The organism is Pseudomonas fluorescens, assembly GCF_012974785.1.
GTDB lineage: Bacteria > Pseudomonadota > Gammaproteobacteria > Pseudomonadales > Pseudomonadaceae > Aquipseudomonas > Aquipseudomonas fluorescens_BT.
In genome coordinates this window covers 6,178,820-6,195,265 of sequence record NZ_CP027561.1, presented here as the reverse complement: position 1 = coordinate 6,195,265, position 16,446 = coordinate 6,178,820, and the positions used below count along the sequence as shown (strand labels likewise).

The 16,446-nt window shown below is 63.3% G+C and carries 12 protein-coding genes; all 12 read left to right on the top strand.

The window, feature by feature from the left end:
* Positions 1–28 precede the first annotated feature (28 nt).
* The 12 genes from tssF to C6Y56_RS28300 all read left to right on the top strand — a co-directional run bounded on the left by tssF (position 29) and on the right by C6Y56_RS28300 (position 16,433).
* Positions 29–1,816, top strand: coding sequence for a type VI secretion system baseplate subunit TssF (gene tssF / locus C6Y56_RS28355; protein WP_169432489.1), 1,788 nt, complete (start codon positions 29–31; stop codon positions 1,814–1,816).
* On the top strand, positions 1,780–2,787 hold the full coding sequence (tssG, locus tag C6Y56_RS28350) for a type VI secretion system baseplate subunit TssG (protein ID WP_085612408.1): 1,008 nt from the start codon (positions 1,780–1,782) through the stop codon (positions 2,785–2,787). The genes tssF and tssG overlap by 37 nt, the downstream gene beginning before the upstream one ends.
* A gap of 11 nt (positions 2,788–2,798) precedes the next feature.
* Positions 2,799–5,456, top strand: coding sequence for a type VI secretion system ATPase TssH (tssH, locus tag C6Y56_RS28345; protein ID WP_169432488.1), 2,658 nt, complete (start codon positions 2,799–2,801; stop codon positions 5,454–5,456).
* Positions 5,457–5,466: 10 nt separating this feature from the next.
* Positions 5,467–6,987, top strand: coding sequence for a sigma-54 interaction domain-containing protein (locus C6Y56_RS28340; protein WP_169432487.1), 1,521 nt, complete (start codon positions 5,467–5,469; stop codon positions 6,985–6,987).
* A 93-nt stretch (positions 6,988–7,080) separates the two neighbouring features.
* Positions 7,081–7,221, top strand: a complete 141-nt coding sequence (locus tag C6Y56_RS28335) for a hypothetical protein (RefSeq protein ID WP_053125091.1) — start codon at positions 7,081–7,083, stop codon at positions 7,219–7,221.
* A gap of 18 nt (positions 7,222–7,239) precedes the next feature.
* Positions 7,240–8,433, top strand: coding sequence for a type VI secretion system-associated FHA domain protein TagH (gene tagH, locus C6Y56_RS28330; protein ID WP_169432486.1), 1,194 nt, complete (start codon positions 7,240–7,242; stop codon positions 8,431–8,433).
* 5 nt (positions 8,434–8,438) lie between these two features.
* Positions 8,439–8,939, top strand: coding sequence for a type VI secretion system lipoprotein TssJ (gene tssJ / locus C6Y56_RS28325; RefSeq protein ID WP_169432485.1), 501 nt, complete (start codon positions 8,439–8,441; stop codon positions 8,937–8,939).
* Between the two features lie 2 nt (positions 8,940–8,941).
* The gene (gene tssK, locus C6Y56_RS28320) at positions 8,942–10,273 is read left to right on the top strand and encodes a type VI secretion system baseplate subunit TssK (RefSeq protein WP_085731357.1); all 1,332 of its coding nucleotides are present in this window, start codon (positions 8,942–8,944) and stop codon (positions 10,271–10,273) included.
* Positions 10,274–10,278: 5 nt separating this feature from the next.
* A complete protein-coding gene (icmH, locus tag C6Y56_RS28315) occupies positions 10,279–11,154 on the top strand; it encodes a type IVB secretion system protein IcmH/DotU (protein ID WP_011336585.1) in 876 nt (291 codons plus the stop codon).
* 13 nt (positions 11,155–11,167) lie between these two features.
* Positions 11,168–14,707: a type VI secretion system membrane subunit TssM gene (gene tssM / locus C6Y56_RS28310; RefSeq protein ID WP_169432484.1), complete on the top strand. Its 3,540-nt coding sequence runs from the start codon at positions 11,168–11,170 to the stop codon at positions 14,705–14,707.
* On the top strand, positions 14,707–15,435 hold the full coding sequence (locus C6Y56_RS28305) for a PP2C family protein-serine/threonine phosphatase (protein WP_039765158.1): 729 nt from the start codon (positions 14,707–14,709) through the stop codon (positions 15,433–15,435). Before tssM ends, C6Y56_RS28305 begins: the two co-directional genes overlap by 1 nt.
* Positions 15,432–16,433 (top strand): serine/threonine-protein kinase, encoded by a 1,002-nt coding sequence (locus C6Y56_RS28300; protein ID WP_169432483.1) that lies wholly within the window; start codon positions 15,432–15,434, stop codon positions 16,431–16,433. Before C6Y56_RS28305 ends, C6Y56_RS28300 begins: the two co-directional genes overlap by 4 nt.
* Positions 16,434–16,446: the final 13 nt, after the last annotated feature.

The following is a 16,446-nucleotide window of genomic DNA, read 5'->3' as shown; positions in this document are numbered from 1 at the left end:
ATGAGTTCCACTACCAGGCAGGTAACCCGTGTCCTTTAACCACTACTACCAAAGCGAACTCACCGCACTGCGCCAACTGGGCCGCCGTTTCGCCGAGCGTAGTCCGGCGTTGGCGCCGTTCCTGGGGCAGGCCGGGCGGGATCCGGATGTGGAGCGGTTGCTGGAAGGCTTTGCGTTTCTGACCGGGCGGCTGCGCCAGAAGCTCGATGACGAGTTGCCGGAGCTCAGCCATTCCCTGATGCAGCTGCTGTGGCCGAACTACATGCGCCCGCTGCCGGCGTTCAGCATTCTGCAGTTCGATCCGCTCAAGCGTTCCGGGCCGGCGCTGAAGGTCGAGCGTGACACGCCGATCGAGAGCGTGCCGATCGAAGACGTGCGTTGCCGCTTCCGCACCTGCTACCCGACCGAAGTCATGGCCCTGGATCTGGCTGCGCTGAACTACTCGGTGAAGGGCGACGGCTCGTTGCTCAGCCTGCGCCTGGAGATGAGTGCCGACGGCCACCTCGGCGAGCTGGAGCTGAGCAAACTGCGCCTGCACTTTGCCGGCGAGCGCTACATCAGCCAGATGCTCTACCTGAGCCTGCTGCGCAACCTCGACGGCATCGAACTGATCCCGCTCGACGGCGCCGGCAAGCCCATCGATGGCGTGAGCGGCAAGCCGATGGCGTTCAAGATTCCGGGCGACCGGGTCAAGCCGGTGGGCTTTGCCGAAGAAGAAGCGTTGATCCCGTATCCGCTGAACACCTTCCGCGGCTATCGCTACCTGCAGGAATACTTCGCCTTCCAGGACAAGTTCCTGTTCGTCGATGTCCACGGCCTGGACATTCTCAAGGCGCTGCCGGAAGACACCCTCAAGCAGATGCGTGGCCTGGAATTGCGCTTCGACATCCGCAAGAGCGGCATCATGCGCATGCGTCCGACCCTGGATAACGTGAAGCTGTTCTGCACGCCGATCGTCAACCTGTTCAAGCACGACGCGCTGCCGATCCGCCTCGACGGCAAACAGGACGAATACCTGCTGCTGCCGGCTGAATACGATCTGGAAAACTGCGGCGTGTTCTCTGTGGAAACCGTGACCGGCTGGAAGCCTGGCGGCCTCGGCTATCAGGAGTACGTGCCGTTCGAATCCTTCGAGCACGACCCGAGTTTCGACGTGCCCAACAGCCGTCCGCATTACAGTATCCGCCAGCGCTCGTCGCTGCTGCACGACGGCCTCGACACTTATTTGAGCTTCGGCATCCGCCACACCGAAGCCCACGAAACCCTGTCGATCGAGCTGGTCTGCACCAACCAGAACCTGCCGCGCAAACTCAAGCTCGGGCAGATCTGCATGGCCTGCGAAGAGACCCCGGAGTTCCTGAGTTTCCGCAACATCACCCCGGCCACTTCCAGTTTCGCGCCGCCGCTGAACCGTGACTTCCTGTGGAAGCTGATCAGCAACATGTCGCTTAACTATCTGTCGCTGGCCGACGTCAATGCACTGAAGGTGATTCTCGAAACCTACGACCTGCCGCGCTACTACGACCAGCACGCGGAGAAGGTCAGCAAACGCCTGCTCGGCGGTCTGAAACTGATCAAGCATCACCACGTGGACCGGTTGCACCGTGGTCTGCCGGTGCGCGGTCTGCGTACCGAACTGACCATCGACCCGGAAGGGTATATCGGTGAGGGCGACCTGTTCGTCTTCGCCTCGGTTCTCAACGAGTTTTTCGCGCTTTACGCCAGTCTCAATTCATTCCATGAGCTGCGGGTAAAAAGCACACAGGGAGAGGTGTACCAATGGACACCACGTATGGGCCTGCAGCCCCTGCTTTAAGCGGGCTGACGAAGGTAATACGCGAGTACTCGCTGTTTCAGGCCGTGCTGCTGGTGATCGACCGGCTGCGCGATGCGCACCCGTACCTGAGCGAAGACGACCTGTACGACCAGCTGGAATTCCAGGCCAACCCGAGCCTTGGATTTCCGCGCAGCGATGTCGATCGCGTGGAGTTTTTCGAAGAGCACGGACAGATGCGCGCGCGGCTGCGGTTCAACCTGATCGGCCTGGTCGGTTCCGGTTCACCGCTGCCGGCGTTCTACGGCGAGCAAGCCCTGGGCGACAGCGAAGACGGCAACCCGACGCGCAATTTCCTCGACCTGTTCCACCATCGCCTGCAACGGCTGATGCTGCCGATCTGGCGCAAGTACCGCTATCGCGCGAGCTTCCAGAGCGGCGCGGTCGACCCGTTTTCGTCGCAGCTGTTCGCTCTGATCGGCCTCGGCGGCGACGAGATCCGCAAGGCCAAGGAACTGAACTGGAAACGCCTGCTGCCGTACCTCGGCCTGCTGAGCCTGCGCGCGCACTCGGCGGCGTTGATCGAAGCGGTGCTGCGTTACTACTTCAAGCACGAAGACCTGGTCATCGAGCAGTGCATCGAGCGCCGCGTGGAAATCCTCGAAGAACAGCGCAACCGCCTCGGCTTCGCCAACAGCTTGCTGGGTGAAGACCTGGTGCTGGGCGAACGCGTGCGCGACCGCAGCGGCAAATTCCGCATTCACATCACCGAACTCGACTGGGAGCGATTCCACGAATTCCTGCCCATCGGTTTCGGTTACCAGCCGCTCTGCGCGCTGGTGCGGTTCACCTTGCGTGACCCGCTCGATTACGACATTCGCCTGGTGCTGCGCCCGGAAGAAATCCGCGAACTGCGCATTGGCGAGAAGAACGACTGTCGCCTGGGGTGGACCAGTTGGCTGGGCTGCGAAAAAGCAGACGGCGTGGTGACTCTGGGCAGCAAAATTCATTAAGGACGTGAGCCATGATCAACGTAGACCTGCAACAACTCATCCAGGCGCTGGACGCCGAAACCCGTCGCGATCTGGAGCGTTCGGCCGAGCGCTGCGTGGCCCGTGGCGGCAGCAAGATTCTGGTCGAAGACTTGCTGCTCGGCCTGCTGGAGCGCCCGAACGGTCTGCTCTCCCGCGCACTGCAGGATGCCGACGTTGACGCTGGCGAACTGAGCGCCGCGCTGCAATCTCGCGTTGAACACAGTGCCTCGCGCAACCCGGTGTTTGCCCCGGAACTGGTGCAGTGGCTGCAAGACGCGCTGTTGGTCGCCAACCTCGAACTGGGCCAGACCTCGGTTGAAGACGCCGCCCTGATCCTCGCGCTGCTGCGCAACCCGATGCGCTACGCCGGCAGCCGTTATCAGCCGCTGCTCGCCAAACTGAACATTGATCGCCTGAAAGAATTCGCTCTGTCGCAACAGGAGCAACCAGCCGCCAACGGTAAGCCGGCCGCTCAGGGCGAATCGCTGCTGCAGCGCTTCACCCACAACCTGACGCAACAGGCCCGCGACGGCAAACTCGACCCGGTGCTGTGCCGCGATGGCGCGATCCGCCAGATGGTCGACATCCTCGCCCGTCGCCGCAAGAACAACCCGATCGTGGTCGGTGAAGCCGGTGTCGGTAAAACCGCCATCGTCGAAGGACTGGCCTCGCGCATCGCTGCCGGTGAAGTGCCGCAGGTGCTCAAGGGCGTCGAGCTGCTGTCGCTGGACATGGGCCTGCTGCAAGCGGGCGCCAGCGTCAAAGGTGAATTCGAACGTCGTCTCAAAGGCGTGATCGACGAGGTCAAAGCCTCGCCGAAGCCGATCATCCTGTTCATCGACGAAGCCCACACCCTGATCGGCGCGGGCGGCAATGCCGGCGGTTCCGACGCCGCCAACCTGCTGAAACCGGCGCTGGCCCGTGGCGAACTGCGCACCATCGCCGCGACCACCTGGGCCGAGTACAAGAAATACTTCGAGAAAGACCCGGCGCTGGCTCGTCGTTTCCAACCGGTTCAACTGCACGAGCCGACCGTGAACGAAGCGGTGACCATCCTGCGTGGCCTGGCTCAGGTCTACGAGAAGAGCCACGGCATCTACCTGCGTGACGACGCCGTGGTGTCGGCAGCGGAACTGTCCGCCCGTTACCTGGCCGGTCGGCAACTGCCGGACAAGGCGGTCGATGTGCTCGACACCGCGTGCGCCCGCGTTCGCATCAGCCTCGCCGCTGCCCCTGAAAGCCTGGAGCGCCTGCGTGGCGAACTGGCTGAAGGTGGCCGTCAGCGTCAGGCCCTGCGTCGCGATGCCGAAGCCGGTCTGCTGATCGACCACGAAGCGCTGGAGGCACTGGAAGCGCGCCTGGACGAAGCCGAAGGCGAAATGGTCGCACTGGAAACCCTGTGGACCGAGCAGAAGCAACTGGCCGAGCGCCTGCTGGAACTGCGTCAGCAACTGGCCAAGGCCCGTGAAGCTGCCGCCATCGAGCCAACCGTCAGCGTTGAGGAAGACGCCGAAGGCACGGTGATCGAAACCGTGGTCGCTGAAGTTGAAGAAGGCCAAAGCGTCGAAGCACTGGAAGCACAACTCAACGAAACCCACAGCGCCCTGACCGCCGCTCAGGTCAAGGAGCGTCTGGTCAGCTTCGAAGTCTGCCCGCGTCTGGTGGCCGAAGTGATCAGCGCCTGGACCGGCGTGCCGCTGGCGCAACTGGCCCGCGAACACAACGCCAAGGTCGCGAGTTTCGCCACTGACCTGCGCACCCGCATCCGTGGTCAGGAACAGGCCGTGCACGCACTGGATCGCTCGATGCGCGCCACCGCTGCCGGCCTGAACAAACCTGACGCACCGGTCGGCGTGTTCCTGCTGGTGGGCCCGAGCGGCGTCGGCAAGACCGAAACCGCCCTGGCACTCGCCGACCTGCTGTACGGCGGCGACCGCTTCATCACCACGATCAACATGTCCGAGTTCCAGGAGAAGCACACCGTTTCCCGCCTGATCGGTGCACCGCCAGGCTACGTCGGTTACGGCGAGGGCGGCATGCTCACTGAAGCCGTGCGCCAGAAGCCGTACTCGGTGGTGCTGCTCGATGAAGTCGAGAAGGCCGATCCGGACGTGCTCAACCTGTTCTACCAAATCTTCGACAAAGGCGTGGCCAACGACGGCGAGGGGCGCGAGATCGACTTCCGCAACACGCTGATCCTGATGACCTCGAACCTGGGCAGCGACAAGATCAGCGACCTCTGCGAAGACGGCGCGCGTCCGACCGCCGAAGTGCTGGAAGAAACCATTCGCCCGGTGCTCAGCAAGCACTTCAAACCAGCGCTGCTGGCGCGGATGAAAGTGGTGCCGTACTACCCGGTCGGCGGCCCGGTACTGCGCGAGCTGATCGAAATCAAACTCGGTCGTCTGGGCGAGCGCCTGAACCGTCGTCAGCTGGATTTCACCTGGTGCCAGAACCTTGTCGATCACCTGTCCGAGCGTTGCACCCAGAGCGAAAGCGGTGCGCGCCTGATCGATCATTTGCTCGACCAGCACGTGCTGCCGCTGGTGGCTGACCGCCTGCTCGACGCCATGGCCACCGGTGAAAGCCTCAAGCGCGTGCATGCGACGCTCGACGGCGAAGCCAGCGTGACCTGCGAGTTCGCCTGAGGTGAGTGTGATGTTCACTCAAGTGCCGCAGCCACTGCTCTATGCCGAAGCCTTGCTGGCGCAGTTCGCCAGTCTGTCGCGGGCGGCGGACGGTGCTGCGCTGCTGGGTGACTTCGTGCGCGGCGTGGCCGGGTTGAGCGGTTGCGAATTGGCGCAGCTGTATCTGCTCGATGCCACCCACACGTGCCTGGGAATGAACGCCGAGTGCCTCGACGGCTTGTTGCAGCCGCGTGGGGCGGCGAGCCTGCCGGCGGACTACAACGGCGAGCAGTTGCTGCAATTTGCCCTGTGCCAGAACCGCGTGGTGAGCTTCGACGACCTGGGCGGCAGCCTGCAGGAAACCAGCTTTCTGCCGGCATCGTCCACGCCGTGGCAGTCGCTGTTGTGCGTGCCGCTGGTCAATCAGCAGAAGGCTGTCGAGGGATTGTTGCTGTGCGCCAGCCGTCGTCACATCAACCTGCAAGGGTTTGCCGATTCTCTCGGTCAGCTCGGCTCGTTCGTGCTCGGACAGTTGCACTTGCTGCAACGTCTGCGCCAGCCGGTGGATGCGGCCGCGCCGGTCGTGCGCAGTCTGCCGAGTGCCAGCGGCTACGGCCTGATCGGCAAGAGCGCGGCCATGCGCCAGACCTACTCGTTGATCAGCAAAGTCCTGCACAGCCCGTACACCGTGCTGTTGCGTGGCGAGACCGGCACCGGCAAGGAAGTGGTCGCGCGGGCGATCCACGATTGCGGGCCCCGCCGGTCCCAGGCGTTCATCGTGCAGAACTGCGCGGCGTTCCCGGAGAACCTGCTGGAAAGCGAGCTGTTCGGCTACCGCAAAGGCGCGTTCACCGGCGCCGACCGCGACCGCGCCGGGCTGTTCGACGCGGCCAACGGCGGCACGCTGTTGCTCGACGAAATCGGCGACATGCCGCTGTCGCTGCAAGCCAAGTTGCTGCGCGTGTTGCAGGAAGGCGAGATCCGTCCGCTGGGTTCCAACGACACCCACAAGATCGACGTGCGCATCATCGCCGCGACGCACCGCGATCTGTCGGTGCTGGTCAGCGAAGGAAAATTCCGCGAGGACCTGTACTACCGCCTCGCGCAATTTCCGATCGAATTGCCAGCCCTGCGCCAGCGCGAAGGCGACATCCTCGACCTGGCCAAACACTTCGCCGACAAGGCCTGCACCTTCCTGCAACGCGATCCGGTGCGCTGGTCGGACGCGGCGCTGGAACACCTGTCCGGTTACACCTTCCCCGGCAACGTGCGTGAACTCAAAGGCCTGGTCGAGCGGGCGGTGCTGTTGTGCGAGGGCGGCGAGTTGCTGGCCGAGCATTTCTCACTTCGCCTGGAACCGATGCCGGAAGACAACTGCGGCCTCAATTTGCGCGAACGACTGGAGCAGGTCGAACGCCATCTACTGCTCGATTGCCTGCGCAAGAACGATGGCAACCAGACGCTCGCCGCCCGGGAACTGGGCCTGCCGCGCCGCACGCTGCTGTACCGGCTCGGCCGCTTGAACATCAATCTGGGTGATTTCGATGGGTAGGCGAAAGTCCGTCGGATTCACCTCGTCCGCTTATATCAGCGCCGCCCGAAAGGGTCGGCGCTTTGTGCTTTGTCTACACCTGGAGACCCTCTGATGTCTGTTCGTCACTGGCACGCTGTCCTGCTGACCCTCGTCGTTCTATGCGGCCTCGGCGGCTGCAGCGGCAATTACAAATTCAACGATAACGATTACCGCCCATTGGGTGATCCGCAGGCGGCCAATCGCGGCAAGTGACCGCAAGGAGCATCAAACATGGAATTGGTTTTCGAAATGCTGAACACCAAGCAGTTCGTGCCCACCGAGCTGTGCCAGCGGACCTTCAAACAGGCCGGTGGCGTGATCGGGCGGGGTGAGGACTGCGACTGGATCATCCCTGACCGCAAGCGTCACTTGTCCAATCACCACGCGATCGTCAGCTATCGCGAGGGCACGTTTTTCCTGACCGACACCAGCAGCAACGGTGTTCAGGACGGCGACAGCGGCGCGCGCCTGCACAAGGGCGAGCCGGTGCGCATCGAGCACGGCAGCACCTACGTGCTGGGCGACTTCGAGATTCGCGCACGACTGGTGCGCGACCCGGCGACGTTCGACGGTGAAGTCGGCCTGCCACGCGCCGCCGGCAGCATCATTCCGGACGATGCGTTCCTCGATCTCGATCCGCTGAAGTCGCTGGAGCAGCAAGAGCGCGTGTACTCGGAATTCGAGGAAATGCTCGCACCGGTGACCGACCCTGAAGACTCCCGTCAGCGCGCCGACTATGCGCGCATCGACATGGAAAGCCTGATGGTGCCGGAGCTGATCGTCGAGCCCAAACCTGAGCCTGCGCCTGCACCGAAAGCCGTCGAGCGTCAGAGCGAAACGTTCTGGGACAAATTCGGCGCAGCCCTCGGCGTGGACGTGAAGCACCTCGGCCACGACGAACGTGAAGCCCTCGCGCTGAATGCGGCACGTCTGCTGCGCCAGAGCATCGGTGGTCTGCAACAGAGCCTGCGCACCCGCTCGGAGCTGAAGAACGAGCTGCGTCTGGCCCAGACTACCGTGCAAGGCACCAACAAGAACCCGCTGAAATTTGCCGTCGATCCGAGCGAAGCGCTGGACATCCTGTTGCAGCCGCACAAGCCGGGACACTTGCCGGCCGAGCAGGCGATCTCCCGTGCGTTCCGCGACTTGCAGGCGCATCAGGTGGCGCTGTTGACCGCCAGCCGCGCGGCGGTGCGCGGCACCCTGGAGCACTTCTCGCCGGAACAGCTGACCCTGCGATTCGAGCGCGACAACAAGCCACTGCTCGCCACCTCCGGCGGGCGCTGGAGAGCGTTCAACCGTTACCACCAGGCGTTGCGTCAGGACGATGACTGGAGCGAGCGCCTGCTGGCCCGCGACTTCGCCCAGGCCTACGAAGAACAGATCCGCCTGATTTCCACCCTCCACACCGACCACCAAGGATGATGCGCATGTCTCGCCGCTCGACCGCTTTTTTCAAGACGCTGACGGCGCTCACCGTACTGGTGCTGCTCGCCGGTTGTTCGTCGATGTCGCCGTATTCGAAAGTGACCAAGGTCAACCTGAAGATCACCGGCAGCGATCAGTTGAACCCGGACCTCAACGGGCGTCCGTCGCCGATCGTGGTGCGCCTGTTTGAACTCAAGCACCCGGTGACCTTCGAGAACGCCGATTTCTTCAGTCTGTACGAACGCGCCAAGGAATCCCTCAACCCGGATCTGGTGGCCAGCGAAGAACTCGAACTGCGCCCGGGTGAAACCGTGGAAATGAAGCTCAGCGTGGAGGAGGGCAGCCGTTACGTCGGCATCCTCGCCGCGTACCGCGACCTGCCGGAAACCAAATGGCGCTACACATTCCAGGTCACGCCGCTTGAGGTCACCGAAGCCGATCTGACCCTCGATCGGACCGGTATCCGCAACACCCACGAAGCGCTCGCCAAGGCAGATGACTGATCATGAATACCCATAAAGTCATCTGGCAGGAAGGCATGCTGCTGCGTCCGCAGCACTTCCAGCACAACGACCGCTACTACGATCACCAGATGAAGACCCGTACCCAGTTGCTGGGCGGCTACACCTGGGGTTTCCTGAACCTTCAGATCGACTTGCAATTCCTCAACATGGGTAAGCTGGTGATCAGTGAAGCCTCGGGGATCCTGCCGGACGGCAGCCTGTTCGAACTCGGTGGCAACACCGAACCGCTGGCGCTGGACGTGCCGCCGAACACCGGCAACATGCCGATCTATCTGGCGCTGCCACTGGTTACCGGTAACCACATCGAGGCCCGTCGCCCGGAGCAGTCGGACGTTCTTGCGCGTTACACCGCGTATGACGCCGAAGTCGCTGACTCCAACGCGGGAGACGATTCCGCCAGTCAGGTCAGTTGCGGTCGTCCGGACTTCAAGCTGTTGCTCGGCGAGCAGCAGAGCGACCAGGCCTACGTGAAGCTGAAGATCTGCGACGTGCTCGACACCACGCCCGACGGCGTGATCAGCCTCGACCCGGATTTCGTGCCGACCTACATTCAGGCCCACGCGTCCAGTTACCTGCTGTCGTGCCTGAAGGAAGTGATCAGCATGCTCGGTCACCGGGGCGACACCATTGCCGAGCGGATTCGTTCGAACGGCAAGGTCGGCGGCGCGGAGATCGGCGACTTCATGATGCTGCAACTGATCAACCGCACCGAACTGTTACTGCGTCACTACCTGGGCCTGGAGCAGGTTCACCCCGAAGAGTTGTACCGCACGCTGCTGACCATGCTCGGCGATCTGGCGACCTTCTCCAGCGACAGCAAACGCCCGCGTCTGGACAGCCGTTACTCCCACGCCGACCAGGGCGCGAGCTTCCGCAAACTGATGGAGTCGATCCGTCAGGTGCTGTCGATGGTGCTGGAACAGCACGCCATCGAGCTGATCCTGCAAGCGCGTCAGTACGGGATCATCGTGTCGCCGCTGCACGACCACAAACTGCTGGGCTCGGCGTCGTTCGTGCTGGCGGCCAGTGCCAACTGCGACTCCGAAGAACTGCGCAATCGCTTGCCTGCGCACCTCAAGGTCGGCCCGGTGGAGCGTATCCGCCAACTGGTCAACCTGCACCTGCCGGGGATCAAGGTCAAACCGTTGCCGGTGGCCCCGCGGCAGATCGCGTTCCACTCCAACAAAACCTATTTCATCCTCGAACTCAGTTCCGAAGACCTGGCACAACTCGAGCGCTCCGGCGGCTTCGCGTTCCACGTGTCCGGCGAATTCGCCGAGCTTGAACTGAAATTCTGGGCCATCAGGAACTGACCGACATGATCAAGGACATGGAACACAACCAGGACGACAAAACCGTCCTGCTCGACCGTCAGGGCCATGGCCCGGCGGCGAGTCCGCTGACCGACTTCGCCGCGCCGCCGCGCTTCGAACAACTGGAAGAACGGATGATCTACGCCGCGCGCCTGCGCCCGGCGGAAGCCTTCAACATCAGCCTCAATTCGCTGGTGGCGGCCTCGTCCGAACTGCTGTCGGAAGTGGTGCGCCTCAAACACAGCGAAACCCGCGAAGACCTCTACGCGCTCAACGAGCGCCTGACCGCCGGGCTCAAGCTGTTTGAAGTGCGCGCCCTGCACAACGGCGCCGAAAGCAGCCAGGTGATGGCCGCCCGATACGTGCTCTGCACCGTGGTCGACGAAGCTGTCGTGACCACGCCGTGGGGCAACGAGAGCGAGTGGTCGCAAATGAGCCTGCTCAGCAGCTTCCACAACGAAACCTTCGGTGGCGAGAAGTTCTTCCAGCTGCTCGATCGGCTGTCGAAAAACCCGGTCAAGCACCTGCCGATGCTGGAGCTGATGTACCTGTGCCTGTCCCTCGGTTTCGAGGGCAAGTACCGCGTGCAGGCGCGCGGCATGCTGGAGCTCGAAGGCATCCGCGACGCCCTGTACCGGCAGATCCGTCAGTTGCGCGGCGACGTGCCGCGTGAATTGTCGCCGCAGTGGGAAGGCCTCAACGATCAGCGCCGCAACCTGGTGCGCATCGTGCCGGCGTGGATGGTGGTGCTGTTCACCTTCGTCTGCCTGGTGATGATGTATTCGGGCTTCGCCTGGGTCTTGGGCGAGCAGCGCGACACCGTTCTGCAACCTTATCAGCCGCTTGATCCGGCCGCGGCCCAGCCGCAGTCGCAGCCGTAAACAGGGACGTGTGATGAAAAAGTTTTTCAAGAAAGTCGGCGCCTTCCTGCGCCAGACCTGGGTCTGGACCCTGCTGCTGGTGCTGTTCGTGGCGCTGCTGGTGTGGTTCGTCGGCCCGTTGTTGGCGGTAGATGACTACAAGTTCTGGGAGAGCGCGACGTCGCGTCTGCTGACCATCAGCGTGCTGTTCCTGATCTGGGGCCTGACCATGGTCTTCGTCAGCTGGCGCGCCGGTATCCGCAAGAAAGCCGTCGAAGAAACCGAAGACGGGCAGGACCGTATCCGCCGCGAAGAGTTGATCGACGAAGAGCAGAAAGAGTTGAAGGAGCGTTTCAAGGACGCCCTGAAAACCCTCAAGACTTCGAGCCTGTATCGCGGCCGCAGCGAGCGCTGGCGCAATGACTTGCCGTGGTACTTGCTGATCGGCCCGCAGGCCAGCGGCAAGACCAGCCTGCTGGACTTCTCCGGGCTGGAATTTCCGATCAACAAGATCGATCGCAAGCTGACCCGTGATACCCACGGTACCCGCCACTGCGACTGGTACTTCGCCGACCACGGTGTGCTGATCGACACCGCCGGCCGCTACCTGACCCAGCCGGATGCGGAAGTCGACGGCAGCGCCTGGACCACCTTGCTGGAGCTGCTGCGCAAGCGTCGTCGTGGTCGTCCGTTGAACGGCGTGCTGGTGACCATTCCGGTGGAAACCCTGACCAGTGGCAGCGAACAGGACATCGAAACCCTGGCCCGTCAGGTGCGTGCGCGTCTGCAAGACGTCTATCAGAAGCTGCACGTCGATGTGCCGGTGTATCTGGTGCTGAGCAAGGCTGACAAGCTGCTGGGCTTCGACGAGTTCTTCGACCAACTGACCCGCGAAGAAAGCGATCAGGTGCTGGGCACCAGTTTCCGCAAGGATCAGGTCGGCACCGACGTGGCGGTGCTGCGCAACGAGTTCGAAGAGCTGCTGCGTCGCCTCAACAGCCAGGTGATCATGCGCATGCACTCCGAGCGCGATACCCAGCGCCGGGGCCGCATCCTCGACTTCCCGCATCAGATGGGCCAGATCGGCGAGCGTCTGTGCCTGCTCGTCGACATGGCGTTCACCGGCAACCGCTACCAGCGTGCGACGCAATTGCGTGGTTTCTACCTGACCAGCGCACCGCACCTGACCCACGAAATGGATTCGACCACCGCCGGCATCGGCGCGAGTCTGGGCATGAGCGCCGGCGTGTTGCCGACGCTGCGCAGCGGTCGTTCGCGTTTCATCCACCACTTGCTCAGCCGGGTGATTTTCCCCGAGGCCGATCTGGCCGGTCTGGACAAGCGCGAGCGCAGCCGCATCCACTGGGGCCAGCGTGCGCTGTACGTCGGCGCACTGGGCGCGCTGGTCCTGTTCGGCATGCTCTGGGCCGGTGGTTTTTCGGCCAACTACGAGCGTCTGGAAGACCTGCGCAACCTGGCGCAGAACTGGACCCAGCAACGCACGGCACTGTCGCCGCGCGATGACGCCATGGGCGCACTGAAAACCCTCGACTCCAGCTACGCCGCCACCCAGGTGTTCCCGAACAAGAGCGACGTGTCTTACCACGAGCGTGTCGGTCTGTATCAAGGCCAGGACGTCAGTCCGGTGGTCAAGGAAGCCTACGAACGCGAGCTCGAAAAGCAACTGCTGCCGCGTGTCGCAACGATGCTCGAAGGCCAGATCCGCGCCAACATGAAGGACCGCGAAAAGCTGATCAACAGCCTGCGCGCGTACCTGATGTTGAACATGAAGGATCGTCGCGACGCGGCATGGCTCAAGGACTGGATCGCGGCTGACTGGTCGCAGCGCTACACCGGCAACACCGCGGTGCAGAACGGTCTGAACGCGCACCTTGAGCGTCTGCTCAAGCAGCCGTTCATCTACCCGCTCAACGAGCAACTGGTGACTCAGGCGCGTCAGGTCCTGCGTAGCGAATCTTTGGCCGCCGTGGTTTATCGCATGCTCCGCGAGCAGGCGCGCAACCTGCCGGACTATCGCTTCAGCCAGCACCTCGGCCCGCAGGGCTCGCTGTTCATCGGCACCGAATACGTCATCCCGGGCTTCTACACCCAGACCGGCTATCAGCAGTATTTCTCGGTACAAGGCGCGTCGCTGGTGACCGACATCCTGCGTGACAACTGGGTGCTGGGCGAAGGCGCCGGCATCAGCGACATGGACTTGCGTCGCCTGATGGTCGAGCTGGAGCAACTGTACTTCCGTGACTACGCCAACTACTGGAGCGAGGCCGTTGGCCAGGTGGCGCTGCCGCCGATCAGCGATGCCGGTGAAGGCGCCGAACAACTGGCGGGCCTGACCTCGGCCAACTCGCCGGTGCTGGCTCTGCTGACCGAAGTGCGTGAAAACACTCGTTTCCAGGCAGCCCCTGAGCCGGTGGACGAAGCCGGTGACGCCGCCGATGCGCTGGCGGGGCAGAAGGGCAAACTGGGCAAGGTCGGCAAACTGGCCTCCGCTGTCGCGGACAAGGCTTCGGCCATGAACGTGGCGAAAAACCTGCCGGACACCGCCAAGAAGGCTCTGCAACGTCGCTTCGAGCCGTTGCACAAGCTGCTCGATGACAACAACGGCCCGGCCGCTGACCTGACCCCGGCCTTCACCGCGCTCAACGACCTGCAACTGCAACTGGCGGGCCTCGCCCGTTCCAGTACGCCGGAGCAAGCCGCGTTCGAACTGGCCAAGACCCGCATGAGCGGTCAGCGTGATGCGCTGACCAACCTGCGCAATGCGTCCGGTCGTCTGCCGCGTCCGCTGAGCGTGTGGTTCAACGTGCTGGCCGAAGACTCGTGGCGCCTGGTGCTCAACGATGCCTATCAATACCTGAACGGCCGTTATCAGAGCGAGCTGTACAGCGTGTATGGCAAGACTATCAGCCAGCGTTACCCGTTCAGCGCATCGAGCACCAGCGATGTGGCGATCAGCGATTTCCGCGAGTTCTTCCGGGCTCAAGGCACCATCGACCGCTTCTTCGACAGCTACATGCGTCCGTTCGTCAGCGGTGATCCGGGCAACTACCGGATGCGCAGCATCGACGGTCGCAGCCTGCCGGTGTCCAAGGTCTTCCTCGACCAGATGGCGGCGGCCCTGAACATCCGTCAGAGCTTCTTCTCGATCAACCCGGCCGAGCCGACCGTGCAGTTCAAGCTGGAGCCGTACACACTCGATCCGGCGGTCAGCCGTTCCGAGTTCAAGTTCGGCGACAAGACCATGGAATACCGCCACGGTCCGATCCTGCCCATGAGCTTCAAGTGGCCGACCGATGCTGAAGACGGTCGCACCAGCCTGGTCATGGACAAGATGGCCGGACGCCCGATCGGCATCGAGAAGAACTCCGGCCCGTGGTCGCTGTTCCGTCTGTTCGACCTGATGCAGACCGAGTACCTGACCGGTCGTGATGTGCTGGTGCTGAAAGCCGACGTAGGTGGCCTGCGCGCCAACTACCTGCTGACCAGTCAGCGCACGCCGAACCCGTTCGACATGGGCGTGATGCGCACCTTCCGTATGCCGGTGCAGCTCTGATGCTGGTGGCCAGTCCCTGGCGCAGCGCGGCGCGAACCGACCCGGGCAAGGTGCGGTCGCGCAACGAAGATGCCTTCCTCGACACCCCGCAGCATGGGCTGTGGGTGGTCGCGGACGGCATGGGCGGTCATCAGGGTGGCGACATCGCCAGCCAGTTGATCGTCGCCAGCCTGGCTGAACTGCCGCAGCACGAAGACTTCGACGAACGCCTCAAAGCCATCCGCCAGTGCCTGCACTGGCTGAACCGGCGCCTGGGGCAGGAGTTGACCGTCACCGCCGGGCGCCACGACAGCATCATGGGCAGCACCGTCGTGGCGCTGCTGGTGGAAGGCAATCGCGCGGCCTGCATCTGGGCCGGCGATAGTCGTTGCTATATGTGGCGCGGACAGCGGTTGTATCAGCTGTCGAAGGACCATTCGCTGCAACAACAATTGATCGACGAGCAACAGATGAGTGTCGAGCAAGCGGCCGCTCATCCGGCCGCCCAGGCATTGACCCGGGCGGTCGGCGCGGCGGAACAACTGACCCTGGATGTGCTGGAGCTCGAGGTCTATCCGGGCGATGTGTTCCTGCTGTGCAGCGATGGTTTGTATCAAGGCCTGAGCAGCGATGCCCTCGGCAATGCCCTCAGCCTGGCGGCGCCACACGTGGCGCTGGAACGTCTGTTCGACGGCGCCCTGCGGGGTGCCGCTCGCGACAACCTGACGGCCGTGGTGATCCGCCAATGACTGAAATCGAATCCTCAGTCGACGACTTGCTGATGAGCGAAGAGCAGGCCAGCAACCTGACTTACTTCGCCTTCGCCAGCGAAAACAAGGCAGAGCCTTTGCTGGCGCCAACCAAGGCCAGCATCGGCGCACTGCCGGACGTACTCGCCGGCCGCTATCACCTCGAGCGCCTGCTCGGGGCCGGCGGCATGGGTGCGGTTTACCGGGCCCGGGATCTGCTGCACGAACAGTTCGGCGATCCCGATCCCTACATTGCGCTGAAAATCCTCAGCGAAGAATTTGCCGAGTCGCCGGACGCCAGTGCCTTGCTCTACAGCGAGTTCGCCCTGACCCGACGCCTGCGCCACGACAACGTGCTGCGACCGCACACGTTCGAAGTGGACACCGATTGCCAGCGGGCCTTCATCACCATGGAACTCATGCGTGGCCTGACCCTGGACAAACTGCTCTGCGAGCGGCCACTGGGCCTGCCGTGGAAAGAACTGCGCGACATCGCGCTGCCGCTGCTCGACGCGCTGGCCTACGCCCACCGTCGCGGCGTGCTGCACGGTGACATGAAACCGAGCAACGTCATGCTCAGCGAAGACGGCGTGCGCCTGTTTGACTTCGGTCTAGGACAAGCCGAGGAGGGCATCCTGCCCGGCCTGCCGCACCTGAGCCGCGAGCGCTTCAACGCCTGGACCCCGGGCTACGCCGCCCCCGAACTGCTCGAGGGCCAACCGCTGTCGGCCAGCGCGGACGTGTACGGCGTGGCCTGCGTGATCTATGAACTGGCGGGCGGCAAACACCCGTTCCGCCGCTTGCCCTCGACCCAGGCACGTGACGAACACCTGGAGCGCGAGCTGCAAGCACCGTCGAATCTACCGAAACACTGCTGGCCCGCGCTGCGTACCGCGCTGGCCTTTGACCCGGCAGAGCGCAACATCACTGCCGACCAATTGCGTGACGCCTTGGGCGCCACTTCGTCCTGGCTGCAGCGTTTGCGACTGCGGGCGTAACGGATGACATTCG